Consider the following 26838-nt stretch of genomic DNA (forward strand, 5'->3'; position numbering starts at 1 on the left):
ACGCGATGAATCGTGTCCCTACCGAGGGCCCGCTCTTTCAGCGCTGGCGGTCGCGCGCCGACGGCCGGAGATTCCACCCGTCCACCCGTCCACCCGTCCACCCGTCCACCCGTCCACCCGCCGTGACTCGCCAGCAGCTCAAGGACCTCGCCCAGCTCTCCCGGTCTCGCGCTCGCCGCGAGCAGGGGCGGTTCTTGGTCGAGGGCCTCCGGTCGGTCGAGGCGGCGGTGGCCGCGGGGGCTCCGCTCGACGCCGTCTTGGTGTCGCCGGAAGCGGCGGAGGACGACCGCGTCGCACGTCTCGTCGAGGCGTCGCCCGTCCCGGTCGAGACTGTCGCCGCCCGCGACCTCGAACGGGTCGGCGACGCCCGGACGTCGCAGGGCGTCGTCGCCGTGTCGCGGTCCGTCGTGGGCGACGGCGCCGGCCCGCTCGCGGCGCCCGCGCTCCTGCTCGACGGCGTCCAGGACCCCGGCAACGTCGGCGCCTTGGTGCGGACGGCCGCGTGGTTCGGCGTCCGCACCGTCGTCGCCGACGAGCGCTCGGCCGACTTCGAGACGCCGAAGGCCGCGCGGGCGTCGATGGGCGGGCTGTGGGACGTCGCCCTCGCCCGGGTCCCGTCGCTCGTCTCCACGCTCGACCGGCTGGCGGCGGACGGCGTGGACGTCTGGGGCGCCGATCTCGGCGGGACCCCGGTCGCCGCGTGGTCGCCGGGGGTGTCGGCCGCGCTCGTGATGGGGAGCGAGGCCCACGGCCTGTCCGCCCCGGTGGCCGAGTGGCTCCGCCGGCGACCGCCGAGCGGCAGTCCCTTCGTGTTCATCCCCGGCGTCGAGACCGGGTCGCCACGCGGCGTCGAGTCGCTCAACGTGGCCGTGGCCGGGGGCGTCCTGCTCGCTCGATGGCTCGGGTAGGACGGGGAGCGCGACCGCCGGGGCCACGCCCACTCCCCTTGCCCGGCGGTCCTCGGTGCTATCCGGCCCGGCCCTCCCGTGTCAGATCCGCTGGGTGCCGTTGAGGGCCGGGGCGCGGCGGGCGACGCTGTCCGTCATCCAGCAGCCGTCGCACTCGCCGCCCTCCTGGACCGACAGGCCGAACACGTAGGTCGCCCGGCGGCCGTCGGTGTGGAACAGCGTGACGCGCTGGGCCGCCCGGTCGCCGTCAACGGCGATGGGCCCGAACTCGGCCCGAGCTGCGTCGATCATGTCGCCGTAGACGGGCCCCTTGACCATCTCGGAGAACCGCTGGATCGGCCCCGTCGCCGCCTGGTTCGACGGCGACGCGAACCGGAAGGTGGTCTCGATGCCGGCGTCGGTGGTTGGCTCGTCGTTGTGCTGGAGCGCCTCGACCTGGATGCGGACGACGTCGGCGGGGGAGAGGTCGGGCGACGGCTCGGGGTCGGTCGGCGCCGCCGCGAGCAGGACGGCGGCGGAGACGAGCAGGACGGCGAGCGCGACGAGGAGCGGGTGCATGGCGGTCCGGGCGTGACGGGGGGTGGACGACGCCGGGGCGGGGCCGGGTCCGCCAGGGGCCGGGGATAGGGAGGCGTCTGACACGGGGGGCCCGGCAACGGCGCGACGGGGGGCCGCTTCGGTAGCTTAGCCGCATGGAAATCCCCGCCATCCAGGGCCTCAAGGTCGAGCCCGCGCTGCTCCCGCTCGAAAAGCCGGCCGGGCTCGGCGAGCGCACCCAGCGCCTCCGCATCGGCGTGCCCAGCGAATCCGGCAACGACGAGCGCCGGGTGGCCCTCGCCCCTTACGCCGCGGCGCTCTTGGTCGCCAACGGCCACCAAGTCCGCATCGAGGCCGGCGCGGGCGCCGAGGCCCAGTTCGCCGACGCCGCCTACGCCGACGCCGGCTGCGACGTCGTCGACTCGCCGGGCGAGGTCTACGCCGAGTGCGACCTGATCGCCAAGGTGTTCCCGCCCCGGGCCGACGAGCTCGACCTGATGCGCGAGCGCCAGGTGCTCATCTCGGCCCTCCACCTGGGCGGGCTCCAGGCCGAGACGCTCCGCCGGCTGATGGAGCTCCGCGTCACCGGGATCGGCTTCGAGTTCATCGCCGACGCCGACGGGACGTTGCCCATCGTCCGGATGATGCACGAGATCTCCGGCTCGATGGCGGTCCAGACGGCGGCCCGGCTGCTCGAGTCGTCGGAGGGCGGGCGCGGCGTGATGCTGGGCGGCATCTCGGGCGTGCCCCCGGCGACCGTCGTCATCCTCGGCGCCGGCGTCATCGGCGAGTGGGCCGCGCGGACGGCCATCGGGTTCGGGGCCCACACGATCGTGCTCGACACGGACCTGACGGCGCTCCGGGCCATCGAGCACGTCCTGGACCGCCGCGTCACGACGGCCATGGCCAACCCGACCTACGTCGAGAGCGCCGTCAAGAACGCCGACGTCGTGATCGGGGCCGCGATGGCCGTCGGCCAGCGGTCGCCCGTCGTCGTGACCGAGGAGATGGTGGCCACGATGCGGCCGGGCTCGGTCGTGGTGGACCTGGTGATCGACCAGGGCGGGTGCGTCGAGACGAGCCGCCCCACGACGCCCGACGAGCCGACGTTCGTGGCCCACGGCGTCGTCCACCACTGCTTGCCGAACCTCCCGTCGTCGGTCGCGCGGACGGGGACGTACGCGCTCTCGAACGCGCTCACGCCCTACGTCCTGGAAATCGGCGAGGCCGGCAGCATCAACGACGCGCTGTGGTCGAACGTGAGCCTGCGGACCGGCGCCTACGTCTACCGCCGGCACCTCACCAAGAAGAGCCTGGCGGCGATGTTCGGGATGCCCCACCGCGACATCGAGCTCCTCATCGCGAGCGGGATTTAGGGCTCGCTCCGCTCGCGGGGAGCTCGCTCCGCTCGCAGGAAATGGGAAAGAGGAAACGGGAAACGGCAGAGGGCGCCGGCGTGTCTCCCGTACGGACACGACTCGTCGTGTCCCTGCCGGGCACGATGTCCCGCCGTACGGACACCATGCATGGTGTCCCTACCGAGCGCGGTGCCTCTGTCGGGCGCCGCATCCTCGTCGGTGCTGGCGGTCGCGAGCTGGCAGCCGGAGATTCCACCCGTCCACCCGTCCACCCGTCCACGTGAGTTCTGTCGCGCTCCGCGCTGAAGTCGACCTCGGCGCCATCCGCCACAACGTCCGCCGGCTGGCGGCGCGGCGCGGCGACTCCGTGATGGGCGTCGTCAAGGCCGACGCCTACGGGCACGGGGCGGTCCCGGTGGCCCGGGTCTTGGTCGAGGAGGGCGTCGGGTGGCTGGCCGTCGCGACGGTCCCCGAGGCCGTCGAGCTGCGCGAGGCGGGTGTCGAGACGCGCCTCCTGGTGTTCGCCGCGCCGCTCCCCGACTTCCTCCCCGACTACCAACGGTGGGGCTTGGACGCCGTCGTGTCGTCGCCCGAGGCGGCCGAGGCCGTGATTGAGCGCGCGCCGACGGTTCCGGTTCACGTCAAGGTGGACACCGGGATGCACCGGATCGGCGTCCGCCCGGAGGACGCCGCCGAGGTCGTCCGCCGGCTCCGACGTGGGGGCGTGACGGTCGAGGCGCTGTGGACGCACCTCGCGACGGCCGACGCCGCCGACCCGTCGTTCGCGCTCGCCCAGGTCCGCCGGTTCGACGGCGTGCTCCGCGCGCTCGGCGACGACGCGCCGCCGCTCGTCCACGTCGCGAACGGGCCGGCGCACGTCCGCCTGCCCGCGCTCGCGTCGCGGCCCGCGCTGGCGCGGCTGGGCGGCGTGCTCTACGGGCTCGACTCGGACGCCGCCATGTCGGGCGCGACCGAGGGCCTCCGCCCGGCGATGCGGCTGGTGGCCCGCGTCGTCCACCTCCAGACGGTGGCCCCGGGCGAGACGGTCAGCTACGGGCGGACGTGGACGGCCGAGCGGCCGACGCGCGTCGCCACGCTCGCCGTCGGCTACGCCGACGGGTTGCCGCGGTCGCTGTCGAACCGGGGCGAGGTCGCGATTGGCGACCTCCGCGCGCCCGTCGTCGGCCGCGTGTGCATGGACATGACGATGGTGTCGCTGGGCGACCCCGGCGGGCCGGGCGCGGCCGTCGCCCTCGGCGACGAGGCCGTCGTGTTCGGGCCCGGCGGGCCCTCGGCGGAGGCCGTCGCCGACCGCGCCGGGACGATCTCGTACGAGCTCACGGCGGGCCTGACGGCGCGCGTCCACCACACGTACCGCGACGGCTGACCGCGCCGAGGCGACCGGAATGTGAAGACGGCAGAACCCGGGCGGGCCGGCCGTGTATATCGCGGAACGCCCTCGGCTTGAGGGTCCCCTCACCCGCACCCCAACCCCTCACCTCATGGCTACCTCCACCCCTCAGGAGATCACCATTCTCGTCGTCGACGACGAGGAGGACGTCGTCGAGATCATCTCCCACTTTCTCCGCGAAGAAGGCTACAACGTCCTGACCGCCCACGACGCCGACGAGGCCCTCTCGAAGGCCGGCCCCGACGTCGACGCGATCGTGCTCGACGTGATGCTCCCCGGCATGAGCGGGTTCGAGATCGCCAAGCGGCTCCGAGGCCGGGTCGAGACGGAGAAGATCCCGATCATCATGCTGACGGCCAAGACGGAGGAGACCGACCAGCTCGAGGGGTTGCAGAACGCCGACCAGTACATCACGAAGCCGGTCAGCCCCCAGGTCGTGCTCGCCAACATCCGCGCCGTCCTGCGCCGGACGGGGACCGAGGAGAGCAAGACGCTGTCCGTCGCCGGGCTCACGATCTACGAGGACGAGTACCGGGCCACGCTCGACGGCGACGACCTGGGCCTGACGCTGACCGAGTTCGAGCTGCTCCGCTACCTCGTCCGCCACCCGCGCAAGGCGTTCACCCGCCAGCAGTTGTTGGAGACCATCTGGAAGGACGCCATGATGGTGACCGAGCGGACGGTCGACGCCCACATCAAGAACTTGCGCGAGAAGCTCGGCGAGTTCGCCAAGCACATCCAGACGGTCCGCGGCGTGGGCTACCGGTTCGTCGAGGAGGCGGAGAGTGAAGCGTGATAAGTAAAGGGTGATGGGTCTCGAACCTGTGCCCGTCACCCTTCACCCCTGACCCCTCAGCCCATTGCGCTGGCGCAAGGTCCGCGAGCTCGTCTACCCCCGCCGGGCGTCCACCCAGACGTGGATGATGCTGACGTTCGCCCTGTTCGTGGGGCTGGCCGTCGTCGGCGTGGGGCTGTACTCGTTCCTGATCCTGCGCGGCCAGGTCCGCGACGCGGCACGCGAGACGCTGCGCGAGGAGGCCGCCCGGTTCGCCGTCCAGCTCGAGGCCGAGCCGGACCGGACGGCCCTGCTCGCGCTCGGCCAGCAGATCGCCGAGCTCACCCAGATCGGCGTGACCATCGCCACGCGCGACCGGGTCATCGGCGACTTCGGGCCGTCGGCGGCCGAGGCCGAGGCGACGCCGTTCTTCGAGCGCGAGGAGGTCGCCGAGGCGTTCGCGGCCGGCGACCACGTGGGGTTCGCCGAGCGGCGGGGGCCCGACGGCGGGGCCCGGCTGTACCTCGCGCTGTACCGGCCCGAGACCGGCCTGCTCGTCCGCTTGGGCGAGCCGGTGCCGGACCTCCTCCGGGCCATCCAGTCGCTCCAGGCCGTGCTCGCCGTCGGGATGGCGCTGGCGCTGCTGACGGCGCTGTTCGGCGCGTGGACGGCGGCCCAGCAGGTCACCCGCCCGCTCACGGCGATCACCCGGAGCGCCCAGAAGATCAACGAGGGCGACCTCGACGGGCGGATCACCGTCAAGACGCGGGCGGCCGAGTTCCAAGACCTCGCCCGGAGCCTGAACCACATGGCCAGCCGGTTCCGGGCCGACATCCACGAGCTCCAGCGGATGCAGCGGATCCAGAACGAGTTCATCGGCAACGTGAGCCACGAGGTCAAGAACCCGATCTTCGCCGTGTTCGGCTACCTCGAAGCGCTCGCCTCGGACTCGCTCCCGACGGCCCAGCGCAAGCGGTACGCCCAGAAGGGGCTCGCCAACCTCCAGCGGCTCAACAGCCTGTTCTCGGACTTGATCGAGATCGCCAAGCTCGAGTACCGCGAGGACTCGGTCCGCCCGGCCGCGTTCGACCTCCAGGACTTGATCGCCGAGATCGGCGAGATGCTCGACCCCAAGGCCGACGCCAAGGGGCTCGAGCTGAGCTACGACAACGACCCGCTCACCGTCGTTGCCGACCGGAACCGGATCCGCCAGGTCCTCACCAACTTGGTCGACAACGCCATCGCCTACTCGGACGAGGGCTCGGTCCGCTGCCGGATGCGGCGGCACATGGACAAGGCCCGCGTCGAGGTCGTCGACACCGGCCGGGGCATCCCCGAGGAGCACCTCGACCGGATCTTCGACCGGTTCTACCGGGTCGACACGGCGCGGTCGCGGAAGGAGGGCGGGACCGGCCTCGGCCTCGCCATCGTCAAGCAGATCCTGGAGGCCCACGGCTCGACGATCCACGTCGAGAGCACCAAGAACCGGGGGACGCGGTTCTGGTTCGAGCTCCCGCTCGCCGACGCGGTGGGCGGCGACGGGGCCGGGACCCCGGCCCGGGCCGAGGCCGCGTGACCGCGCCGCCGCCGTCGTCGCTGAAAAACCTCGGCCCGACGTCCGACCGGATGCTGGCCGACGTCGGCATCGAGACGGCCGACGACCTCCGCTCGGTCGGGGCGGAGATGGCGTACCGGATGGTCAAACATCGGCACCCCGGCGTGACGCTCCACCTGCTCTACGCACTCGTCGGCGCACTGGCGGATCGTCACTGGGCCGGCTTCTCGGCCGAGGAGAAGGCGGCGCTCCGCGCGAGCGCCGACGGCGACCTCGACGTCGGGCCGGGCTCGTCATGAGGCCTCGGCCGGCTGGTGGTAGCTGAGGACGTGGCCGTCCGGGTCGAGAAAGTCGGCGGTCCGTCCGCCGTCGGGGGCCGGGCCGACCGGCGCGACGATCTCGACGTTGTGACGGGCGAGGGCCTCGACGGCCTCCTCGATCCCGCCGTCGAGCCCGAACACGACGACGGGGCTCCGGCCCGGGGGCTCGTCGGCGGGGAGGAACACGAGGTATGGGCCGCTTTCCGTCGCGGCCGTCAGGAGCGGTCCGTCCGGGCTGTCGACGCGGTCCACGGCTAGGCCGAGGACGTCGCCATAAAACGCGGCCGTCCGGTCCACGTCGCGGACGAAGAAGACGACGGCGGAGACGGAGAGAGCAGAGGGAGTCATGGGATGGGGGGGGGGATGTACTCCCTTGTTGCCGGGGGCGGCCAACCTGTGAGCACGCCGGCTCACCACATCACACGATCCGGCCGACCACCATCAGGTGCCCGTCCGGGTCGTGCGTGCCGACGGCGTCGGTCGAGCGGAGGCTCCGTACGAGCGCACGGCGGACGAGCCCGAGGGCGAGGTCGTCGCCCCGTTGGGCGCGCCGGTCGTAGGCGAGGGCGATCGCCTCGCGCTGGAGGTCGGCGGGGAGCGGGCCGAGGGCGCGGCGGGCGACCGTGAGCCGCTGGCGGAAGGCGGTGTCGGAGAGGCCGAGGACGGCGCAGATCTCGTCCTTGCCGAGCCCGTGGAGCGCCAGCGCGACGACGCGCCGCGAGGCCGACGGCATCGTCTCCCACCGCTCGACGGGCCGGTGGTCGTCGGCCAGCGGGGCGTCCGGTTCTGGCGCGTCAGCGGAAGCGAAGGCCGCTTCGCGCCGCTCACGCCGGCCGTCGGTGCGGGCTTGGTGCCGGGCCAGATTCCGAAGCACGCCGCTCAGCCACCGCTGGCCCGAATCAGTGTCGAGGTCGACGTCCTGACGTGCGGCAACGATCAGCGCGTCGTGGAGGAGGTCGCCCGCGTTCCCAGAGGCGACGGCGTGGCGGCGGGCCACCGACAGAAGGTGGCGGTACGTCTCTGGAGTCATGGCTCGGCGCGGGGCAAAGCGTCAGGATAGCGTGGTTGTCCAAGACATTCGGTACGGCGAGGTCGACGGTCAGGGCGAGCGCATGCGATCTGAACTCGGCCAGAGCGACGCCCTGTCGCGTCGTGGCGGAGCCCCGAGGCCGTGGGACCGGGGACGGAGGACCGGCGCCCTCCGACGGTTCGAGCCGGTCCCCCGTCCCCGGTCTTCGGTCTGGGCGAGCGGGAGCAAAAGGGGCCCCGCTCCATTTCTTAGCAGGCGCTCGCCCTGGGTCGACGGTTCAGAGTTCGGGTTTAGGGTTCGCAAGGGCCCACACCGTGCGGACCCTGAACCCCGAAGTCTGAACCCCGGGCTCCGATGACCGGACCTCACCGCAATACGCCTTACCGCACCAGCACGACGCGCACCGTGCCCCGGGCCGTCTCGCCCCGCACGCGGACGACGTAGGTCCCCGCCGGCAACGTCCGCCCGTCGACCCGGACCGTCTGCCACTCGCCCTGGGCCGCGACGCCGTCGAACAGGACCTGGACGCGGCGGCCCGCGAGGTCGTAGAGCTCGGCCGTGACGGGCTGCGTCCGCTCGACCTGGAAGCGGGCCGTGGTCGAGCCCGTGAACGGGTTGGGCCGGGCCGCCTCGAACGCGACGCCCTCGACGCCGGGCACCGTGGCCACCTCGAACCCGATGGGGTGGAGCATCGGCCCGACGACGTCGCACTCGTAGGGGCTGCCGGCCGAGTGGAGCGCGCCCGAGCGGATCCAGAACACGGTGTCCTGGTTTTCGAGCGACTCGCCGTTGACGAACGGCTCGAACGCGAATGCGCAGCCGCCCCCCGTGATCGAGAGGCCGTCGTCGAGCTCGTCGAGCTTGTACCGCAGGACGAGCGCGTCGGTCTTCGAGAACGGGTCGACGCCGAGCCGGCGGTCGGGCTCGCCCGGCCGGATCTCGTAGCCGATCCCGCTGGCCCCGTCGACGACGCTCCAGTAGGTCGGGTCGGACGGGCCGCCGAGGACGCGCGAGGCCTCGGACGCGAACACCTGCCCGGCGCCGCCCGGCGCGGCGTGCTCGCGGACGACGTCGTTGGCCGGCGTCCCGTCGAGGTCGAAGTCGAGCCGCCAGTAGGCGTGGTGGCGGTGGCCGTTGTCGGTGCAGATGGCGTCGGCGGCGGCGAACGAGAACTCGGGCCAGACCCGGCCGTCGGCGTAGAAGTGCCACTTCATCCGGTACCGGTACCACCCGGCCATCGTGTGGGCCGTGAGCACGAGCTCGTCGCCGTAGTCCTCGACCGAGACGCCCTGGAAGTCGCCGACGTCGCCGCCCGGGTCCGGGCTCGCCGCATTCGCCTCGCACGCCGTCCGGACGTCGCCGGGCGCGGCCTGGGCGAGGCACGGGAGCACGAGCTCGGCGCCGTCGCCGACGTCGATGGGCGCCTCCTCGGTCTGCCAGTCGCGGAAGCAGCCGCAGCTGCCCGGCCCCTCGTCGTACTCGACGTTGAGGACGGGGACGCTGGCGCGGGCCAGGACCGTCCGGCCCCGGTATGCCACGTCGCGGAGCTCGAGGCCGCCACCGTTGAGGGTCGTCCGGTTGGCCGGGCGGTACAGGTCGAACTCCCAGACGGGCGCGTCGGCCGGCCACGCGACGTGGCCGTTGGGGACCGTCGGCGCGGGCGGGCCGTCTTCGTACGACCCGTTCGTGGCGCACGTCGCCTCGGTCAGCGCGATCTGGGCGGCGGCGAGCGGGGCGGCCAGCAGGCCGAGGCTCAGGAGGGCGACGCGCCAGGCAAACGGGGTCCGAGGCGTGGTCACTGGCGCGAGCGCCGTCGGGCGGCCGGGTTGGCGAGGTTGCCGTCGCCCGCGGGGTCGGCGTCGGCGTCGAGCACGCGGAGCGCGCGGAGGTCGACCACGACGTAGCGGAGGCGCCGCGCCGTCGCCCCTCCGGGACGGGGCAGGCGGTCGGCCGACGTCTCGAACACGTCGATCAGGACGCACCGGCCGCCGGGCCCGCACGGGTGGCCGGGCTCGCGGACGAGCGGGAAGCCGCCCTCGACGTGGACGGTCCCGCCGGCGGCCTCGATCAGCGGGGCGATCTCGGGGTGGGACGCGACCAGCCGGCGGGCCGCCGCGGCCTCCGCCGGCGTCGGCCCGATCACGCTCGTCCTCTCGACGGACTCGCTCAGGACTCGGCCGTCGGCGCCCGTCGTCCGGTCGGTGTAGAGGCCGGCGGCGGGGTCGTAGGTGACGGTCCGGGTGACGAGCTCGCGCTGCCCGCCGTCGGTCTTGACGGAGTCCGCCACGCGGAACAGCACGCGCGGCGCCGACGGGCTGAGGCGCGGGGCCTGGGCGCTGGCGGGGAGCCCAACGAGGAGCGCCAGCAGGGCGACGGCGAGGAGGCGGGCGGCGGGCATCTCGTGAGAGATAGCAAGAAGGGGGCCAAGCTAGCCGCCCGTCTCCTGAACTCCCAATGGGGGCGTGGAAGGGAACGGGCGCGTTCCGTTCCGACCGCCCCGGATTCCGAGAGTCGGTCGCGCCGAACTCGACGCCGCCCGGCACCCAGCGACGCCGGCCGGCGTTGGACCCCCGCGTATCTTTCACCGTCCCCCGCGGGCCCGCCCGCGGGTCGCCGCTCACCGTCTCCCCGCCCCTTCCTCCCCCGCCGATGGCCTCCGACGACCGCCGCTCCGACGACCCCGCTGCCGACGCCCGCGCGCGCTTCTCGATCCGGACGTTCCTGACGCCCGAGGACGGCGAGACCGCCTCCGGCGGGGAGCCCGGCGACGGGGCCACGGTCGACCACGGCGCTCCGGAGACCTTCGGCACGGGCGGCGCCGACGACGCCGCGCTCGACGCGCTCGTTCTCGGCGACGCCTCGGCCGACACCGACGCCCAGCCCTCGTTCGTGTGGGCGGCCAGCGAGGTCCCCACCCTGAGCGTCGACGAGGACGAGGCCGGCGACGCTTCGGCCGTCGGGTCGGAAGCGCTTCTCGACGGGGGAGAGGCGTCGAGCGACGACAGCGAGGCCGCCCCGATTGCCGCGCCTCTGGCGGGAGGCGAGCCGGCCGTCATCACCGAGGCCCGCGCGGACGAGTTCGTCTCCGACCCCTTCGCGGCTCCTGCCCCCGACGACTCGGCGCCTGAAGAGGCCGGGACGGCCGAGCCGGACGCCCCGTCCGACGACGACCACGTGGCGGCGGAGGCGAGCGGCGTCCCGTCAGAGGAACCCCGAGACCCGTTCCAGACGGCGTCGGCGGCCGAGCCCGAGGGCGCCGAGCCGGCTCCTCCGACGGACGCCGCCGAGAGCCTGGAGGACGAGGGCCCGGACCCGTTCGCCCAGGCCGGCCTCGACGAGAGCCCAGCGGGCGCGCTCGACGGCTCGGCCTCCGACGACGGACCGTCCGACCCCGACCTCTCCGCCAAGGAAGACGCAGAGGGTGGCGACCTCGAAGACGCCGCCGTCACCGCGGCCGTCGACCACGCCTTCGAGCTGGAAACGGACGAGGACAAGGCCGAGACCGCCAGCGTCGGTGAGCCCGAGGGGACGCTCGAGGTGGCGCCGCTCGGCCCCGACGACTTCGAGCCCGACACGCTCCGCACCGTGCTCCGCACGATGATGACCTCGCGCCGGCTCGATCACAAGATGCTGACCTTGCTCAAGCAGGGGAAGGGGTTCTTCCACATCGGCTCGGCCGGCCACGAGGCGAGCCAGATCGCCGTCGGTGGCCACTTCAAGGGCGGCCGAGACTGGTTCTGCCTTTACTACCGCGACCTCGCGACCGCCCTCACCATCGGCGTCACGCCGACGGAGGTGCTGCGGGCCCACTTCGGCAAGGCGGCCGACGTGTTCGGCGGGGGGCGCCAGATGCCCGAGCACTTCGGCCACCGCGCGCTCAACGTGCTCTCGACGTCGTCGTCGGTGGCGGCGCAGTACGTGCCGGCGGTCGGGTTCGCGCTCGCCGTCAAGCGCGAGGACGGCGAAGCCGTCGCCCAAGGCACACCGAGCCGGGCCGTCTACGCCTCGGGCGGCGAGGGCTCGACGAGCCAGGGCGCGTTCCACGAGGCGCTCAACTGGGCCGCGCGCGAGGCGTTGCCGGTCCTGTTCCACGTCCAGGACAACAAGTACGCGATCTCGGTCCCGGTCGAGGAGCAGACGGCCGGCGGCTCGATCTGGCACCTGTTGGGCGGCTACGCCGGGCTCGAGCGGATCCGCTACGACGGGACGGACTTTTTCCAATCGGCCGCCGCCGCGCGCGCCGCGATGGACCACATCCGCGCCGGGAAGGGGCCGGTCGCGCTCCACGCCGACCTGGTCCGGCTCCTGCCGCACTCGTCGTCGGACGACCACCGGAAGTACCGCGAGGCCGCCTCCATCGAGGCCGACATCGCCCGCGACCCGATCCCGCGCTTCGCCGCCCGGCTCGTCGAGGCCGGGATCCTGACCGACGCCGAGGTCGACGCGCTCGAGCAGGAGGTGGCCGCCGAGGTCGACCGGATCGCCCGGGCCGTCGAGGCCGAGCCCGACCCCGACCCGGCCGACGCGACCCGCCACGTCTACTACGAGGGGCCCGACGAGCGCGAGTACGAGGCCGACGGCGAGACCGGCGACCTGGTCGTCATGGTCGACGCGATCAACCACGCGCTCGACGAGGAGATGGCGCGGGACCCGCGCGTGCTGGTCTACGGCGAGGACGTCGGCGGCGGCAAGGGCGGCGTGTTCACGGCCACGCGCGGGCTGACCGAGCGGCACGGGCGCGACCGGTGCTTCAACAGCCCGCTCGCCGAGCACTCGGTGATCGGCAGCGCCGTCGGGCTCGCGGCGGCCGGCTACATGCCCGTCGTCGAGATCCAGTTCGCCGACTACATCTGGCCCGGGATGCAGCCGCTCCGGAACCAGGTGGCCTCGATGCGCTACCGCTCCAACAATGAGTGGGCGTGCCCGATGGTGCTCCGCGTCCCGTGCGGCGGCTACATCCACGGCGGCCTGTGCCACAGCCAGAACATCGAGGCCATCTTCGGCCACTGGCCCGGGCTCCACGTCGTGATGCCGTCGAACGCGGCCGACGCGAAGGGCCTGCTCAAGACGGCGATCCGGGGCCACGACCCCGTCCTGTTCCTGGAGCACAAGGCGCTCTACCGCCAGGGCCCCGCCCGCCGGCCCGAGCCCCACGCCGACTACCTCGTCCCGCTCGGCACGGCCGCCGTCGTCCGGGAGGGCACGGACCTGACGATCGTGACGTGGGGCGCCATCGTCTACAAGGCGCTCAACGTGGCGAAGGCGCTGGAAAAGGAGGGCGTCTCGGTCGAGGTCGTCGACGTCCGGTCGATCTTGCCGTTCGACCGAGAGACGGTCCTGGCCTCGGCACGGAAGACGGGCCGCGTGCTGGTGGCCTACGAGGACCACGAGTTCATGGGCTTCGGCGCCGAGGTGGCCGCCCAGGTCTCCGACGCCGCCTTCGGCCACCTTGATGCTCCCGTCAAGCGCGTCGCCGGCGCGTTCTCGTCGATCCCCTACGCCGACGTGCTCGAAAAGGAGGTGCTTCCCCAGGACGACGACATCCTGGCCGCCGCCCGCGAGGTGCTCGAGTTTTGAAACGGACCCTCGGCTCCCTCGTCCTGCTCGTGGCCCTCGCCAGTCCCGCGCTCGCGCAGGGGCGGGTCGCGTTCGACACCGAAACCCTCGACCTCGGCCGGATCGCTGAGGCCGACGGGCCCGTCCACCGGACGTTCCGGTTCACGAACGCGGGCGACGCGCCGCTCCGGCTGACGAGCGTCGAGGCCGCGTGCGGCTGCACCACGCCGTCGTGGACGAGCGACCCGGTGGCGCCCGGCGGCTCGGGCACGGTCGAGGTGGCGTACGACCCGGCGGGCCGGCCCGGCGACTTCGAGAAGGCCGTGTTCGTCGTGGCCGAGGGCGCCGACGCCGTGACGCTGCGGATCTCGGGCGTGGTCCGCCCGGCGCTGGCCGAGACGGGCGTCCCGCTCGGGTCGCTCGCGTTCGACCGCGTCGAGGCCGACGGGGGAGAGGCCCCGGCCGGCGAGCCGTTGCAGACCGCGTTCCAGTTCGCGAATGTCGGCGACCGCCCGGTGCGGATCGAGCGGGTCGAGGCGCCGGACGGCGTGGACGTGACCTCACCGCCGGGGCCCATCTTCCCGGACCGGATCGGCGGCCTGTTCGTGTCCATCGCTGACCCGGCTGCGCTCGCCATCGACGGGGCCGTGTCGGTCCCGCTCGTGCTCTGGACGACGGACGCCGACGAGCCGGTCAAGCAGGTCCGAGTCATCGGCCGCGTCGGGCCACCACGCGAGATCCCGGACGGCGAGTAAGACCGCGCGCCGACAGCGCGTTGGACGGGTATGCTCCGACTCCCGCTGCTCGCCGTTTTCCTGCTCGCGATGGCCGCGCCGGCCTCGGCGCAAGCCGCCGTCGAAGGCCCACTCGACCGCGTGCTCGGCGCCGTCGTCCAGTCCGACGGCCGCGTCGACTACCGAGCCCTCGCGTCACGCCACCGCGACGACCTCGACGCGGCGCTCGCCGCCATCGCCCGGCAGGACCCCGGCGCGCTGCGGACGGACGCCCAGAAGACGACGTTCCTCATCAACGCCTACAACGCCCACGTGCTGGCGCGCGTCTTGGCCCACCCGCGGGCGACGAACCTGGAGCGGCAGGACCTGTTCGGCGCCTTTTTTCGCCAGCCCGTCGTTGTGGCGGGGCAGACGATGACGCTCGACCAACTGGAGCACGGGGTCCTGCGCCGGCAGGACCGAGTCGCCGGGGCGCCGGTGCCACGCGCGCTCCGCGCCTTGCGCCCGAGCCGGGTCGACTATCGCATCCACGCTGCGCTCAACTGCGCCGCCGTCTCGTGCCCGCCGCTCCGCGCCCGGTCGTATCGGGCCGCGACGCTCGACGCCGACCTCGACGCGCGTTTCCGCCTGTTCGTCGCCTCGTCCCGCGCCGTCCGCGCCGACGGTCGCCGGCTGGTGGTGTCGTCCCTGTTCGACTGGTTCGCTGGCGACTTCGAGTCCGGCGGTCGGCGCGTCGGCGACGTGTTGCTGGCCGCGATGTCGGCGGACCGAGCAGCCTCGCTTCGGTCTCGGCTGGCGGGTAAGGCGGCGGCCGACCTCCGCCGCGACCGGGCGGTCACGTTCGCCTACGACTGGACGGTCAATCGGGCGCGGTAAGGGGGGCTCGCTGCGCTCGCGGGACGGGGAACGGGCAGAGGGGGGCGCGTGGGCGCTTCGTGGACAACTCGACGGCCCACCGGTGGCGCGGGCGACCGCCGACGGCCATCTTCCCGTCCCCCGTCCCCCGTCCCCCGTCCCCCGTCCCCCGTCCCCCGTCCCCCGTCCCCCGTCCCCATGCCCGCTCGCGTCCTCCAGGTCAACACGTCGCCGGGCGGGGTCCCGAAGCGGGCCGTCGCCGAAGCTTGGGTCGGGCGGGAGGGGCTGAGCGGCGACGCCGTCAACCACCCCAAGGTCCACGGCGGGCCGGAGCGGGCCGTCTGCCTGTTCTCGCTCGAGCTGATCCAGGCGCTCCAGGCCGAGGGCCACCCCATCTTCCCCGGGTCCGTCGGCGAGAACCTGACGGTGGCCGGGCTCGACTGGCCGACGTTGGAGGTCGGCGCGGTGGTGGAGGTGGGCGGGGCGCGGCTCCAACTGACCCAGCGCGTCGAGCCGTGCAAGACCATCGCGGGCTCGTTCGCCGACGGCGCGTTCAAGCGGATCAAGCCGGACCGCGTGCCGGATCAGACCCGGTGGTACGCCCGCGTGCTGACCGAGGGCACCGTCCGGCCCGGCGACGAGGTCCGCGTCGGGTAACAACCCCGTCGAAGGCTGTCAGTCGAGCCAGACGACGACCTTGCCCAGGCTCCGGCCGCTGTGCAAGTGCTCGACGGCGTCGGCCACGGCGTCCAGGCCGCGGAACTCGGTCGGGTCGACGGCGACCGTCAGCTCGCCGCTGGCGACGAGCGCCAGCAGCCGCTGCATGTGCTCGGGGAAGTGGCGCGCGTAGTGGGGCAGGAAAAAGCCGCGGACGCTCGCCGACTTCGCCAGCAGCCGGTGGTACACGCGGGCGTCGCTCACGCGCTCGGGCCCGTCGACGTACTCGCTGACGTAGCCGATGCTGACCAGCCGGCCCTTGACCGCGAGCGACCGCAACGCCGTGTCGAACAGGGCCCCGCCGACGCTCTCGTAGACCACGTCGAGCCCGTCGGGCGCCTCGGCCTTGAGCACCTCGCGGACGTCCTCGGTCCGGTAGGTGATCGGCCGGTCGCAGCCGAGGTCGCGCAGGAGGTCGGCCTTGTCGTCGCTCCCGCAGGTGCCGAGCACGCGGGCGCCGGCCCGCTTGGCGAGCTGGACGGCGTACTGACCCGTCCCTCCGGCCGCGGCCGTCACCAGGACCGTCTCGCCCGCCTGGACCTCGCCGACCTGCTCCAGCGCGATCGACGCCGTCAGCCCGCTGACCAGGACCGACAGCGCCTGGGCCGACGGCTCGGGGACGGGCACCGCCAGCGCGGCCGGCACGACGGCAAGGTCGCGGAACCCGCCGCCCAGCGTCGAGTGGGCGACGGCGTCGCCGACGGCCAGCCGCTCGACGCCGGGCCCGACGGCCTCGACCACGCCGGCCGCCTCGAACCCGAGGTCGAACGGGGGCTCGACGCCCGGCTGGTACCGCCCCGCCGTCAGGTTGACGTCGCTCGCGTTGACCCCGGCCACCCGGTTGCGGACGAGCACCTCGCCCGGCCCGGGTCCCGGAATCTCCTCCTCGACCAGCCGGGCCGACTGACGGAAGTCGGGCGTGAGCACGGTGGCGACGAGCTTGCGGACGGTGGGCATGGCTCAGGTGGTACTTGGTACGGGGTACGGGGTACAGTGTGGGAAGCAGACGGGGGGCCCGGAGCGTGATGTTCCGCCCGAGGAGTACCTCGTACCCGGTACCCCGTACCGCCTACACAAACGCGCTCAGCCCGGTGATGGCCCGGCCGACGATGAGCGCGTTCATCTCGCGCGAGCCCTCGTACGAGTAGACCGCCTCGGCGTCGGCGAACAGCCTAGCGACGTGGTGTTCGAGCAGGATGCCGTTGCCGCCCAACAGCCCGCGGCCGATCTGGGCCGTCTCCCGCATCTTGTCGACGCAGAACACCTTGGCCAGGCTCGCGCGCTCGTGGAGCCGGTGCGGCTCGTCGTAGGCGTGGCCGAGCCCGAGCACGACGGCCTGGACGGCGACCACATTCCCGAGCATCCGCACCAGGCTCTCCTGCACCAACTGGAACCCGGCGATGGGCTTGCCGAACTGGACGCGCCGGGTGCAGTAGCGGTGCGTGTGCTCGTAGATGCCCATGGCCATGCCGACGGCCTCCCAGGCGACGCCGGCTCGGGCCGTCGCGAGCTGGCCGGCCACGTCGCGGAACGACCGGACGCCCGGCAGCCGGCTCGACTCGGGCACCTCGACGCCGTCGAGCCGGATGTCGACGTTCTGGACGGCCCGCTTGGCGATCTTGCCCTCCAGCTTCGTCACCTCGAAGCCGGGCGTCTCCTTCTCGACGAGGAAGCCCTTGACCTCGCCGTCGGCGGTGTCCTTGGCCCAGATCACCGTGACGTCGGCGAAGGTGGCGTTGCCGGACCACTTTTTGGCGCCGGTGATCGTCCAGGTGTCGCCGGTTCGGGTGGCCGTCGTCTCGAGTCCGGCGGCGGCGTCGGAGCCGTGGGCGGGCTCGGTGAGCGCCCAACTCCCAATTTTTTCGAACCGCTCCAGAGGGCCGAGCCACCGCGCCTTCTGCGCGTCGCTGCCGAACAGGTGGATCGAGACCAGGCACAGGCCCCAGTGGACCCCCAGAAACGTGCCCAGACTCGGGTCGACGCGCGGGATCTCCAGGCTGACGAGGCCGGCGACGAACGGGTCGGTGCAGTAGCGCTCGGCCGGGGTCTCGCCCAGCGCCTCCCGCAGCATCGCCGCCAGCGGCTGGACCAGCTCGAACGGCATCTCGCCCCGCTCCCAATACCCGTTGGCGACCGGCTCGACGGTCTCGACCATGAACCGGCGGACGACCCGGCGGACGCGCTGCTGCTCGTCGCTGAGTTGGCGGTCGAACAGGCCGTAGAAGTCGGGGTCCGGCTCGCGCGGTTCTTTCGGTTCTGCGGGACCGTCGGTGGCCGCCAAGAGCCGGGCGAGGTGCTCCTCGGGCATCGCGTCCAGCCCGCGCAGGACCTTGTCGACGTCGATCTTTCGGGAGAGCCGGTCGAGGAGGTCGGTGTCGAGAACGGTAGTGGGCATGGCTACGAGAGGCGCCCGCGGTCGATGGCGCGGAGGGCGGCGTCGCCGCAGGCGCGGACGGTGTGGAGGAGCCCCTCGAAGCGGGGGTCGGTGGCGTGGCCGGACCGCCAGCGGGCGTAGATCTGTTGGGCGATGACGGCCAGCTTGAGCAGGCCGTAGACGGCGTACGCGACGCCGTCGCCCGGGTCGCGGCCGGTGGTCTCCGCGTAGCGGCGGACGAGCTCGTCGCGCGTCGGGTTGCCGGGCCACCACGTCGGGCTGAGCGCGAGCGCCTTGAGGGCCGGCGGGTCGTCGGCCTCGATCCAGTAGCCCAGCGTCGAGCCCAGGTCCATCAGCGGGTCGCCGACGGTCGCCAGCTCCCAGTCGAGGACGGCGCGGACGGTGCCGAGGTCGGCCGGGTCGAGGACGAGGTTGTCGTATTTGTAGTCGTTGTGGATGAGGGCGGGAGCGCCTTCGGGCGGCGCGTTCGCGTCGAGCCACGCGAAGGCCCGGTCGATGGCCGGCACGTCGTCCGTCCGGGCGCGGTCGTAGCGGCGTGTCCACCCGTCGATCTGGCGGCGGACGTAGCCCTGGGGCCGCCCGAAGTCCGCCAGCCCGACCGCGGCGAGGTCGACGGCGTGGAGCGCGGCGAACGTGTCGAGGAAGGCGTCGGCCACGGTCGCCATCGCGGCGGCGTCGGGGCGGTCGGCGCTCGGCGTGGTGCTCCGCAAGATGGCGCCCTCGACCCGCTCCATCACGAAGAACGGGGCGCCGAGCACGTCGCCGGTCGGCTCGAAGCCGAGCGGTTGGGGGACGGGGAGGTGGCCCCACAGCGCCGTCAGCAGCGTGACCTCGCGGCCCATGTCGTGGCCGCCCTGGACGTCGGCGCCGGGCGGCGGTCGGCGCAGGACGAGGTCGCGGCCGGCGACCGTGACGAGGTAGGTCAGGTTCGAGAACCCGCTCGGGAACTGGCGGACGTCGAGGTCGCCGCCGAGGCCGAGCGCGTCGCCCAGCCACTCCGCGAGGGCGGCCCGGTCGAGCGGGACGCGGACGTCGGCGGGCTGGTCGAGCGCGGCCATCAGGAGGCTGGGTGGCGGCGGACCCAGTCGAGGATCCGCCGGGTGACCTCGTCGGGCGCCTCCTCCGGCGGCGTGTGGCCGACGCCGTCGAGCTGGACGAACTCGGCGTTCGGGACCCGCCCGGCGTCGGCGCGGCCCTGGGTGGGCGGGTGCGGCACGTCGGTCTCGCCGGTGACGACCAGCGTCGGGGCGGTGACCCCCCCGAGACGGCCCGACAGGTCGTCGCGGCCGAAGATGCCCTTCCCGGCGCGGAAGACGCCCAGCCGGTCGTTGGTCTGGATGCGCCGACGCTGCTCGGCCACGTCGGGCGCGCGGTCCGGCGCGTCGAGGTAGCGGCGCCCGTACAGGATCGGCAGGACCTGGCCCAGCACGGCGCCGTAGCCGAACAGCCGGAGCGCCCACAAGAGCGCCGTGTACTTGACGAGCGCGAGCCCTCCCTCGGCCGCCGCCGACGTCCCGATCTGGACCAGGCTCGCCACGCGCTCCGGCGCCCGCAGCGCGGCCCGGTAGCCGACGTAGCCCGCCATCGAGTGGCCGACGAAGTGGAACCGGTCGACCCCGAGACCGGAGAGGAGCGCCAGCAGGTCGTCGGCCAGGTCCCAGGGATCGTAGCCCTCGGCCGTGACCTCGCTGCGCCCTTGCCCGCGCCAGTCGACCCGGACGACGCGGTAGCCCGCGTCGGCGAGCGGTTGAACGGCGCGGTCCCAGAGCGCGTGCGTCATCAGGTAGCCGTGGCCCAAGACCACGGCCTCGCCGTCGCCTCCGGTGTCGGTGTAGTAGAGCGTCGCGCCGCGGATGGAGAGCGTCGGCATCAGCTCGCGGTCAGGCCGCCGTCGAGCGGGAGCGCGAGCCCGGTCATAAAGCGGGCGTCCGGGCCGCACAGGAACAGGATGGCGGCGGCGATCTCGGCGACGGTCCCCAACCGGCCGACCGGCATCTGGCCCGCCAGTTTTCCGCCGAGCGACGGGTCGGCCCGCCGAAGGTCGTCCACCATGTCGGTGTCGACGAAGGCGGGGCAGACGGCGTTGACGGTCACGCCCGCCTTGGCCACCTCGAGCGCCGCCGCCCGCGTGATCCCGACGACGGCGTGCTTCGACGCGCAGTAGGCCACGGACCCGGGGAAACCGGCGATCCCGGCCACGCTCGCCACGTTGACGACGGCCCCGCGCCCGGCCGGCGTCATGTGCCGGAGCGCGTGCTTCGTCCCTAAAAAGACGCCGCCCGCGTTGACCGCCAGCGTCCGCTCCCAGTCGGCCTCGGGGTAGCTCGCGGTCGGCGCGCGGACGCCGCCGACGCCCGCGTTGTTGACGACGGCGTCGAGCCGGCCCCACCGCTCGACGGCCCCGTCCATCAGCCCGACCACGTCGCCGGACTGTGCCACGTCGCAGCGGTGGAAGACGGCTTGGCCGCCGGCGTCCTCGATCTGGCGGACGGTCTCGGCCCCGCCGCTTTCGTCCACGTCGGCCACGGCGACGCGGGCGCCCTCGCGCGCGAAGGCGAGGGCCGTCTCGCGGCCGATGCCGCCGGCGGCGCCGGTGACGACGGCGACGGTGTCTTTGAATCGAGGGGCGGGCATGGCGGTCAGAGAGGGTCAGGAAGTCCTACTCGTTCTGAGTCTGTCCATCTCACCCACCCTGTCACCCTGAGCGCCAGCGAAGGATCTGCTCCGCGTGGCCTCCGGGTCCTGGGGGGGCCGGGAGCGACGAGCGGTTAGATCCTTCGACTCCGGCCGAAGACGGCCTCCGCTCAGGATGACAAGGTGGGGAAATGGAGACAGTCGGCGATCTGGAATCAGTGGCCGGACGCCGATGCGTGATCTACCAGCGGAAGACTCACGCATCACGCATCCGCGCGAATGGGACTCGGCATGGGAGCTGGGCGCAGCATCAGCGGGGAATGGAAAAACCACGGGCCTTCAGCTCCTCCCGGGCGACGACGCCGCGGTGGACCTCGTCGGGCCCGTCGTAGATACGGGCGGCGCGCTCGTGGCGGACCCAGAAGGCGAGGGGCGTGTCGTCCAGCATCCCGAGCCCGCCGTGCGTCTGGAGCGCCCGGTCGAGCACGCGCTGGAGCACGCCGGCCACGTAGAACTTGATGGCCGAGACCTGGACGCGCGCCTCACGCTGTCCCTCGACGACGGTCGGCGCGGCGGCGATCCGCCGGGCCGTGTCGAGGACGTAGAGCCGGGCGGCGTCGATCTCGGCGCGGCTCTCGGCGATCCACGTTTGGACCGTCTCGCGCGACGCCAGCGGCCGGCCCGGCGCCAGCTCGCGCGTCCCAGCGTAGGCGCACATCGCGTCGAACGCCCGCTCGCAGATGCCGATCCACCTCATGCAGTGGTGGATCCGCCCCGGCCCCAACCGCTCTTGGGCCAGCCTGAACCCGCCGCCGCGGGGCCCGAGCAGGGCGTCGGCCGGGACGCGCACGCCGTCGAAGCGGATCTCGGAGTGGGAGAACCAGCCGGCGCCACGGTCGCCCATCACGGGCAGCTTGCGGACGTGCGTCAGGCCCGGCGCGTCGGTCGGCACGATGAGCATGGACGCGCGGGCGTAGCGGCTCTCGGCGTCGGGGTCGGTGACGGCCATCACGATGCAGACCGCGGCCCCGTCGAACGCCGTCGTGAACCACTTGTGGCCGTCGATCACCCACTCGCCGTCGTCGCGGGTGGCCGCCGTGCTCATCACGGCCGGGTTCGAGCCGGCGTGCTCGGGCTCGGTCATCGCGAAGCACGACCGGACCTCGCCGCGGACGAGCGGCTCCAAAAACCGCTCGCGCTGCTCGTCGGTGGCGTGGGCCGCCAGCAGCTCCTGGTTGCCCGCGTCCGGCGCCTGGGCGTTGACCGCGAGGTGGCCGAGCGGCGACCGGCCCAACGCCTCGCTGACGTGCGCGAACTCGTCGAGGCCGAGCCCCAGGCCGCCGTGCTCGGCCGCCAGGTGCGGGTTCCACAAATCGTCCTCACGCATCTCGGCGCGGACGGCGTCCATCTCCGGGATCAGCGCGTCGAAGTCGCCCGCCAGCAGGAGCGGTTCGAGCGGGACGAGCCGGTCGGCCACGACCGAACGGACACGGGCGAGGACGTTGTCGAGGTCGGGCATGTCAGGCGACGAGATAGCCGCCGTCGACCGTGAACACGCCGCCGGTGCAGTAGGCCGAGGCGTCGGAGGCGAGGAAGACGGCCAAGCCGGCGAGGTCGCCCGGGACGCCGATCCGGCCGGCGGGGAGGTTGCGCGTGAACCGGCCGAGCGTCTGCTCGTCGTCCCACAGGGCCCGGCTAAAGTCGGTCTGGATAAGGCCCGGGCAGACGGCGTTCGCGCGGACCCCGTGGCGGCCCCACTCCTTCGCCATCACCTGGGTCAGCGACAGCAGCGCGGCCTTCGAGACGCTGTAGACCCCGAGCCCCGTCTCGGGCGTGACGCCCCCGATGCTCGACACGTTGACGATGGAGCCGCCGTCCTTGGACAGGTGGGGGAGGGCGGCCTTTGCCAGCAGGAACGGGCCTTTCAGGTTGACGCCCATGATCTGGTCGAACGCCCGCTCGTCGGTCTCCTCGACGGGCCCGTAGACCGGGTTCGTCGCCGCGTTGTTGACGAGCACGTGGAGCCCGCCATGCGCGTCGGCGATCTCGGCCACGGCGTCGGCCAGCTCGTCGGCGTGGCCGACGTGGAGCGCGCGGCCGGTCGCCTGGCCGCCGTCCTCGCGGATCGACGCGGCGACGGCGTCGACGGCCTCCTGCTTGCGGCTGGTCACGACGACGTGGGCGCCGGCGTCGGCGAGCGCCCGGGCCATCGCCTCGCCGATGCCGCGCGAGGCGCCGGTGACCAAGGCCACGCGGCCGTCGAGGCGGAACGAGTCGGGGAGGGCGGGCATGGCCGAGCAGCGGGGGAGAGGAGACACCCACCGCGCCCGCAACTTGATCCGGCTCGGCGGTGACGTCGGGGACTCCCGGCGACGTGGGCTAGTCGTCCGTCCGGCTCTGCCCGGTCGGGTCGAACGGGATGCCGTCCTCGCCGGGCGGCGGCGTCGGGTCGAGGCGGGCGATGAGCCGCGTCTCCCTCGCGACGAACACGACGTAGACGCCCGCCAGCAGGGCCACCGCGAGGAGCCCCAGCCCGTCGAACGCCGTCCACGTCCGGCCGAACACGACGAACGACTGCGGCCCGACGGCCCACGCCAGCGTGTTGAACGCGATCGCGATCACCCGCAGCTCCGTCGGGCCGACGGCCCCGAACGAGATCTTGAACACGTCCCGCGCGATCGTCACCATGTTGACGAGCAGCATCAGCATGAGCACGCCGACGCAGACCGCGAGCGCGATCTCCATCTGCAACAGCCCGCCCGCGCCGAGCCCGACGCACAGGGCGACGGTCGAGATCGCGTCGCACTGGTGGTCGACGAAGAACCCGTACTTCTCGCGCCGGATCTGGCGGACCCGGGCCAGCGTCCCGTCCAGGCTGTCGCCCCACCAGTGGATCACCAGGCCCAGCGAGGCGACGTGGAGCCAGACCAAGTTGGACCCCGCCAGCGCGTAGGCGACGGCCGACAGGAACGCGCCGGCGAGGGCGATGGCCGTCAGCCCGTCGGGCGTCATCCAGCGGGGGAGCCGGGCGGCCATCCGGGGGAGCGCCCACCGCTCGAACCGGCCCAGCAAGATGTCGTTGATCCGCCGCTTGGCGACCGGCGGTGTCGGCGGCGGTGCGGGCGTCGTCGCCGGGCCCGCCGTCGGGCGGGCGACGGGCCGGGAGGAGGGCAGGGGGGACGACGACACGTGAGCGCGGGCGAGATCACCGAAACATAAAGAGGCCGGTCGGTGGCCTCCTGCCCACGATCTCCGCACGGCCCCTCCGGGTTCCGGCCGGCCCGGCCAACCGGGGATCAGCCGACGAGCGCGGGCTCCGCGAGGGCCGCGAGCGCCCGGTTGAGGTCCGCGATCAGGTCGCCCTCGTCCTCGACCCCGACGCTCAGGCGGACGAGCCCGTCGGGCAGGCCGGCCGCCCGGCGGACGTCGGCCGGGATCGAGCCGTGCGTCATCGAGGCCGGGTGCGAGACCAGGCTCTCGACGCCGCCCAGGCTCTCGGCCAGCGAGAACAGCCGGGTCGACTGCATAAAGCGAACAGCGGTCTCGACGGTGTCGTCGGCCAGGACGAGCGAGACCATCCCGCCGAAGTCGCGCATCTGCCGAGCCGCGACCTCGTGGCCGGGGTGGTCTTCAAAGCCGGGGTACAGCACCCGAGCGACGGCGTCGTGGCCTCGCAGGAAGTCGGCCACGGCGCGGGCGTTCGCGCAGTGCCGCTCCATCCGCAGGTGGAGCGTCTTGGTCGAGCGGAGCAGGAGGAAGCAGTCGAGCGGGGCCGGCGCCGCGCCGACGGCCTTGATCTGGAACCGGAGGTGCTCGGCCCACCCGTCGTCCGACGTCAGGACGGCCCCGCCGATCACGTCGGAGTGGCCGCCGAGGTACTTCGTCGTCGAGTGGAGGACGAGGTCGGCGCCGAGCGCGAGTGGCCGCTGGAGGTACGGGCTCGCGAACGTGTTGTCGACGGCCACGGCCACGTCGCGCTCACGAGCGACGGCCGCCAGCGCCTCGACGTCATAGATGCGCAGGAGCGGGTTCGTCGGCGTCTCGATCCAGACCAACTTGGTCGCGTCGGTCATCGCCTCGGCGAGTGCGTCGGGCGAGGCGAGGTCGACGAACGTGAACCCGACGCCCATCGGCTCGTGGACCTGGCGCATGAGCCGGTACGTCCCGCCGTAGAGGTCGCTCGTGGACACGACGTGGTCGCCGGGCCGAAGCCGCCGCAGGATCGCGTCGATCCCGGCCACGCCCGACGCGAAGGCGACGCCGTGCGCGGCCCCTTCGAGCGACGCCAGGTTCTGCTCGAGCGCCGTCCGCGTGGGGTTGCCGACGCGGGCGTAGTCGTAGCCCTGGTGGACGTCGGGCGCGTGCTGGACGTAGGTGCTGGTCTGGTAGACCGGCGTCATGATGGCGCCGGTCGAGGGGTCGGGCCGCTGGCCGGCGTGGACGGCGCGGGTGCCGAAGCCGGCGGGGTCGGATGGAGTCACGGAGGGGCGGGTTCAAACGAAGCGGGGGCGCGGCGAACCACGCCCCCGCGGGGAAAGGCAGGCGGCGGCCCAGGTACGGTCGGCCTATGAATGAGTCTGCCTCCCAATCCAGAGCCGTCATTCCCGCGAACGCGGGAATCCATGCGATGCTGCGGTCGGTCGCGAGACCGTATGGATCCCCGCGTGCGCGGGGATGACGGCATGGGAGGAGAGGGGATCGCCATGTCGCCGACGCAGGATGGGTGCGCTACACGAGACGGCGACTCATAGCACCAGCCGTCCTTAGTTCATCGAGATGCCGGCGCACTCCGAGACGCCCTCGGCGTCGTCGACGCGGCCAAGCTGGGTGTAGACGCGGAAGAGCGCGTCGCAGACGCCGGCCTCGTCGGGGGTCCCCATCGACAGCGTCCGGGCCTGCATGAGCGGGCCGAGCGAGGCCTCGAGGTTCTCGTTCCGCTCGTCGACCAGGCGGTTGGCCTCGGTGACGTCTTCGGTCGCGTTGGCCCGCTCGTTGAGCGCGGCGGCCCGGTTCTGGTAGGCCGCGCCCAGGTTGTAAAAGGCGTCCGAGTTGTCGGTCGCCAAGCGCGTGGCCTCGGTCAGCTGCTCGATGGCGTCGTCGTAGCGCTCGGCCTGGAGCAGGAGGGCCCCGTAGTTGTAGCGGTACGTCGCGTTCTCCGGCTGCTGGCCGACGACCTGCTCGTAGCGGGCGATGGCCTGGTCGGTCTGGCCCGAGAGCGTGTAGGCGTTGAGGAGCATCGTCTGGATGTCCTCGTCGCCCGGGAACCGGGTCTGGGCGCCTTCGAGGAACGTCACGGCGTCGGTCCCGCGCTCGGCCAGGACGAGCGAGCGGCCGTAGTAGTAGGCCAGGACCGGGTCGTCGTCGGCGACGGCGATGCCGCGCTCGAGCGGGACGACGGCCTGGGCGGCGTCGCCGGTCCGGAGGTAAGCGAGGCCCAGGCCGAGGTAACCCTGGGACGAGTCCGGGTAGAGCTCCGTCGAGGTCTCGAAAAAGTCGACGGCCGTGGCCACGTCGGCCTCGGGGTCGCGGATGACGTCGTTGCCGGCGTTGACAGCCAGGGCCCACAGCGCGAGCCGGGTCTGGTCATTGGCCGCGTCGTCCGGGGCCAGCGTCCGGGCGCGTTGGTACGTCGCGACCATGTCGTCGTAGTTGGCGGCGAGGAAGGCGGCCTTGGGCTGGGCGCCGGCCGTGTTCTCGTACTGCTGGCGCAGGACCTCGACGCGGAGCTGCAAGGCCTCGACGTTGTCGGGGTTCGTTTCGAGGGCCTCGTCGAGGTTGGTCATCGCGCGCTCGTAGTCGCCGTTCTGGAGGTCGAGCTTGGCGCCCTCGACGTTCGGGTCGCTGGAGCAGCCGTCGGCGCCGCCGACGAGCAGGGCGACGACGAGCGAGAGGGAGAGGGTGAGGATGCGGGAGAACATGGGAGTGGCGGGCAGAAACGCAGGGGCGCCCCGGGGACCTCCGGTGGGGGATCACGAGGCGGGTCGGGTGGGTCGTACCCTTCCACGCCCAACCTACCGCCGGGGTCCGGGTCCGCCCTCGCTCCCCCGTCGAAA

25 protein-coding genes are annotated in these 26838 nt (G+C 73.1%); 10 read left to right on the top strand and 15 right to left on the bottom strand.

Features of this window, described 5'->3' with window-relative positions; translation table 11 throughout:
* The first annotated feature begins 122 nt into the window (after positions 1 to 122).
* Positions 123 to 908, top strand: a complete 786-nt coding sequence (locus tag ACOOHE_RS07670) for a TrmH family RNA methyltransferase (protein WP_420457219.1) — start codon at positions 123 to 125, stop codon at positions 906 to 908.
* An 81-nt stretch (positions 909 to 989) separates the two neighbouring features.
* Here ACOOHE_RS07670 and ACOOHE_RS07675 read toward each other — a convergent pair whose 3' ends face one another.
* Complete coding sequence (locus tag ACOOHE_RS07675) at positions 990 to 1466, bottom strand: DUF4864 domain-containing protein (RefSeq protein ID WP_420457220.1); 477 nt, start codon at positions 1464 to 1466, stop codon at positions 990 to 992.
* Positions 1467 to 1600: 134 nt separating this feature from the next.
* Here ACOOHE_RS07675 and ACOOHE_RS07680 point away from each other — a divergent pair, with 134 nt between their 5' ends.
* From ACOOHE_RS07680 to ACOOHE_RS07700, 5 genes are all read left to right on the top strand, one after another.
* A complete protein-coding gene (locus ACOOHE_RS07680) occupies positions 1601 to 2821 on the top strand; it encodes an alanine dehydrogenase (RefSeq protein ID WP_420457221.1) in 1221 nt (406 codons plus the stop codon).
* Positions 2822 to 3083: 262 nt separating this feature from the next.
* Entirely contained in the window at positions 3084 to 4190 is a 1107-nt protein-coding gene (gene alr, locus ACOOHE_RS07685) for an alanine racemase (RefSeq protein WP_420457222.1), read from the top strand.
* Between the two features lie 115 nt (positions 4191 to 4305).
* Positions 4306 to 5010: a winged helix-turn-helix domain-containing protein gene (locus ACOOHE_RS07690; RefSeq protein ID WP_420457223.1), complete on the top strand. Its 705-nt coding sequence runs from the start codon at positions 4306 to 4308 to the stop codon at positions 5008 to 5010.
* Positions 5011 to 5074: 64 nt separating this feature from the next.
* Positions 5075 to 6565 (top strand): ATP-binding protein, encoded by a 1491-nt coding sequence (locus ACOOHE_RS07695; protein WP_420457224.1) that lies wholly within the window; start codon positions 5075 to 5077, stop codon positions 6563 to 6565.
* The gene (locus ACOOHE_RS07700; RefSeq protein WP_420457225.1) at positions 6562 to 6843 is read left to right on the top strand and encodes a TfoX/Sxy family protein; all 282 of its coding nucleotides are present in this window, start codon (positions 6562 to 6564) and stop codon (positions 6841 to 6843) included. The genes ACOOHE_RS07695 and ACOOHE_RS07700 overlap by 4 nt, the downstream gene beginning before the upstream one ends.
* Here ACOOHE_RS07700 and ACOOHE_RS07705 read toward each other — a convergent pair.
* The 4 genes from ACOOHE_RS07705 to ACOOHE_RS07720 form a co-directional block, all read right to left on the bottom strand.
* Positions 6838 to 7212: a VOC family protein gene (locus ACOOHE_RS07705; RefSeq protein WP_420457226.1), complete on the bottom strand. Its 375-nt coding sequence runs from the start codon at positions 7210 to 7212 to the stop codon at positions 6838 to 6840. The genes ACOOHE_RS07700 and ACOOHE_RS07705 overlap by 6 nt on opposite strands.
* Before the next feature lie 70 nt (positions 7213 to 7282).
* Entirely contained in the window at positions 7283 to 7894 is a 612-nt protein-coding gene (locus ACOOHE_RS07710; RefSeq protein WP_420457227.1) for an RNA polymerase sigma factor, read from the bottom strand.
* Positions 7895 to 8274: 380 nt separating this feature from the next.
* Entirely contained in the window at positions 8275 to 9693 is a 1419-nt protein-coding gene (locus tag ACOOHE_RS07715) for a T9SS type A sorting domain-containing protein (protein ID WP_420457228.1), read from the bottom strand.
* Positions 9690 to 10292, bottom strand: a complete 603-nt coding sequence (locus ACOOHE_RS07720; protein ID WP_420457229.1) for a hypothetical protein — start codon at positions 10290 to 10292, stop codon at positions 9690 to 9692. Before ACOOHE_RS07720 ends, ACOOHE_RS07715 begins: the two co-directional genes overlap by 4 nt.
* 251 nt (positions 10293 to 10543) lie before the next feature.
* Here ACOOHE_RS07720 and ACOOHE_RS07725 point away from each other — a divergent pair, with 251 nt between their 5' ends.
* The 4 genes from ACOOHE_RS07725 to ACOOHE_RS07740 all read left to right on the top strand — a co-directional run bounded on the left by ACOOHE_RS07725 (position 10544) and on the right by ACOOHE_RS07740 (position 15696).
* A complete protein-coding gene (locus ACOOHE_RS07725; RefSeq protein ID WP_420457230.1) occupies positions 10544 to 13471 on the top strand; it encodes a thiamine pyrophosphate-dependent enzyme in 2928 nt (975 codons plus the stop codon).
* A complete protein-coding gene (locus ACOOHE_RS07730; RefSeq protein ID WP_420457231.1) occupies positions 13468 to 14205 on the top strand; it encodes a DUF1573 domain-containing protein in 738 nt (245 codons plus the stop codon). The genes ACOOHE_RS07725 and ACOOHE_RS07730 overlap by 4 nt, the downstream gene beginning before the upstream one ends.
* 30 nt (positions 14206 to 14235) lie before the next feature.
* Positions 14236 to 15060 (top strand): DUF547 domain-containing protein, encoded by an 825-nt coding sequence (locus ACOOHE_RS07735; protein ID WP_420457232.1) that lies wholly within the window; start codon positions 14236 to 14238, stop codon positions 15058 to 15060.
* Between the two features lie 177 nt (positions 15061 to 15237).
* Positions 15238 to 15696 (top strand): MOSC domain-containing protein, encoded by a 459-nt coding sequence (locus ACOOHE_RS07740; protein ID WP_420457233.1) that lies wholly within the window; start codon positions 15238 to 15240, stop codon positions 15694 to 15696.
* 18 nt (positions 15697 to 15714) lie between these two features.
* On the opposite strand, the gene ACOOHE_RS07745 is transcribed toward ACOOHE_RS07740, so the two are convergent.
* The 10 genes from ACOOHE_RS07745 to ACOOHE_RS07790 all read right to left on the bottom strand — a co-directional run bounded on the left by ACOOHE_RS07745 (position 15715) and on the right by ACOOHE_RS07790 (position 26703).
* Complete coding sequence (locus tag ACOOHE_RS07745; RefSeq protein ID WP_420457234.1) at positions 15715 to 16713, bottom strand: quinone oxidoreductase family protein; 999 nt, start codon at positions 16711 to 16713, stop codon at positions 15715 to 15717.
* Positions 16714 to 16825: 112 nt separating this feature from the next.
* Complete coding sequence (locus tag ACOOHE_RS07750; protein WP_420457235.1) at positions 16826 to 18151, bottom strand: acyl-CoA dehydrogenase family protein; 1326 nt, start codon at positions 18149 to 18151, stop codon at positions 16826 to 16828.
* Positions 18152 to 18153: 2 nt separating this feature from the next.
* Positions 18154 to 19209, bottom strand: a complete 1056-nt coding sequence (locus ACOOHE_RS07755; protein ID WP_420457236.1) for a phosphotransferase family protein — start codon at positions 19207 to 19209, stop codon at positions 18154 to 18156.
* Entirely contained in the window at positions 19209 to 20021 is an 813-nt protein-coding gene (locus ACOOHE_RS07760) for an alpha/beta fold hydrolase (RefSeq protein WP_420457237.1), read from the bottom strand. Before ACOOHE_RS07760 ends, ACOOHE_RS07755 begins: the two co-directional genes overlap by 1 nt.
* Positions 20021 to 20785 (bottom strand): glucose 1-dehydrogenase, encoded by a 765-nt coding sequence (locus ACOOHE_RS07765; protein WP_420457238.1) that lies wholly within the window; start codon positions 20783 to 20785, stop codon positions 20021 to 20023. Before ACOOHE_RS07765 ends, ACOOHE_RS07760 begins: the two co-directional genes overlap by 1 nt.
* A 310-nt stretch (positions 20786 to 21095) precedes the next feature.
* Positions 21096 to 22304 carry an acyl-CoA dehydrogenase family protein gene (locus ACOOHE_RS07770; RefSeq protein WP_420457239.1) on the bottom strand — a complete coding sequence of 403 codons (1209 nt, stop codon included), beginning with the start codon at positions 22302 to 22304 and terminating at the stop codon, positions 21096 to 21098.
* Position 22305: 1 nt separating this feature from the next.
* Entirely contained in the window at positions 22306 to 23076 is a 771-nt protein-coding gene (locus tag ACOOHE_RS07775) for an SDR family NAD(P)-dependent oxidoreductase (RefSeq protein WP_420457240.1), read from the bottom strand.
* A gap of 88 nt (positions 23077 to 23164) precedes the next feature.
* Positions 23165 to 23974 (bottom strand): CDP-alcohol phosphatidyltransferase family protein, encoded by an 810-nt coding sequence (locus ACOOHE_RS07780; protein WP_420457241.1) that lies wholly within the window; start codon positions 23972 to 23974, stop codon positions 23165 to 23167.
* A gap of 107 nt (positions 23975 to 24081) precedes the next feature.
* The gene (locus tag ACOOHE_RS07785; protein ID WP_420457242.1) at positions 24082 to 25266 is read right to left on the bottom strand and encodes a cystathionine gamma-synthase; all 1185 of its coding nucleotides are present in this window, start codon (positions 25264 to 25266) and stop codon (positions 24082 to 24084) included.
* A gap of 282 nt (positions 25267 to 25548) precedes the next feature.
* Positions 25549 to 26703, bottom strand: coding sequence for a tetratricopeptide repeat protein (locus tag ACOOHE_RS07790; protein ID WP_420457243.1), 1155 nt, complete (start codon positions 26701 to 26703; stop codon positions 25549 to 25551).
* Between the last annotated feature and the right edge of the window lie 135 nt (positions 26704 to 26838).

The sequence above is a fragment of the Rubrivirga sp. genome (assembly GCF_965213695.1).
GTDB lineage: Bacteria > Bacteroidota > Rhodothermia > Rhodothermales > Rubricoccaceae > Rubrivirga.

Coding starts and splice junctions, on each gene's coding strand:
- ACOOHE_RS07705 (WP_420457226.1), bottom strand. CDS start 7,212: ATGACTCCCTCTGCTCTCTCCGTCTCCGCCGTCGTCTTCTTCGTCCGC.
- ACOOHE_RS07750 (WP_420457235.1), bottom strand. CDS start 18,151: ATGCCCACTACCGTTCTCGACACCGACCTCCTCGACCGGCTCTCCCGA.
- ACOOHE_RS07790 (WP_420457243.1), bottom strand. CDS start 26,703: ATGTTCTCCCGCATCCTCACCCTCTCCCTCTCGCTCGTCGTCGCCCTG.
- ACOOHE_RS07725 (WP_420457230.1), top strand. CDS start 10,544: ATGGCCTCCGACGACCGCCGCTCCGACGACCCCGCTGCCGACGCCCGC.
- ACOOHE_RS07710 (WP_420457227.1), bottom strand. CDS start 7,894: ATGACTCCAGAGACGTACCGCCACCTTCTGTCGGTGGCCCGCCGCCAC.
- ACOOHE_RS07735 (WP_420457232.1), top strand. CDS start 14,236: ATGCTCCGACTCCCGCTGCTCGCCGTTTTCCTGCTCGCGATGGCCGCG.
- ACOOHE_RS07755 (WP_420457236.1), bottom strand. CDS start 19,209: ATGGCCGCGCTCGACCAGCCCGCCGACGTCCGCGTCCCGCTCGACCGG.
- ACOOHE_RS07720 (WP_420457229.1), bottom strand. CDS start 10,292: ATGCCCGCCGCCCGCCTCCTCGCCGTCGCCCTGCTGGCGCTCCTCGTT.
- ACOOHE_RS07775 (WP_420457240.1), bottom strand. CDS start 23,076: ATGCCCGCCCTCCCCGACTCGTTCCGCCTCGACGGCCGCGTGGCCTTG.
- ACOOHE_RS07745 (WP_420457234.1), bottom strand. CDS start 16,713: ATGCCCACCGTCCGCAAGCTCGTCGCCACCGTGCTCACGCCCGACTTC.
- ACOOHE_RS07740 (WP_420457233.1), top strand. CDS start 15,238: ATGCCCGCTCGCGTCCTCCAGGTCAACACGTCGCCGGGCGGGGTCCCG.
- ACOOHE_RS07675 (WP_420457220.1), bottom strand. CDS start 1,466: ATGCACCCGCTCCTCGTCGCGCTCGCCGTCCTGCTCGTCTCCGCCGCC.
- ACOOHE_RS07765 (WP_420457238.1), bottom strand. CDS start 20,785: ATGCCCGCCCCTCGATTCAAAGACACCGTCGCCGTCGTCACCGGCGCC.
- ACOOHE_RS07690 (WP_420457223.1), top strand. CDS start 4,306: ATGGCTACCTCCACCCCTCAGGAGATCACCATTCTCGTCGTCGACGAC.
- ACOOHE_RS07680 (WP_420457221.1), top strand. CDS start 1,601: ATGGAAATCCCCGCCATCCAGGGCCTCAAGGTCGAGCCCGCGCTGCTC.
- ACOOHE_RS07770 (WP_420457239.1), bottom strand. CDS start 22,304: ATGCCCGACCTCGACAACGTCCTCGCCCGTGTCCGTTCGGTCGTGGCC.
- ACOOHE_RS07760 (WP_420457237.1), bottom strand. CDS start 20,021: ATGCCGACGCTCTCCATCCGCGGCGCGACGCTCTACTACACCGACACC.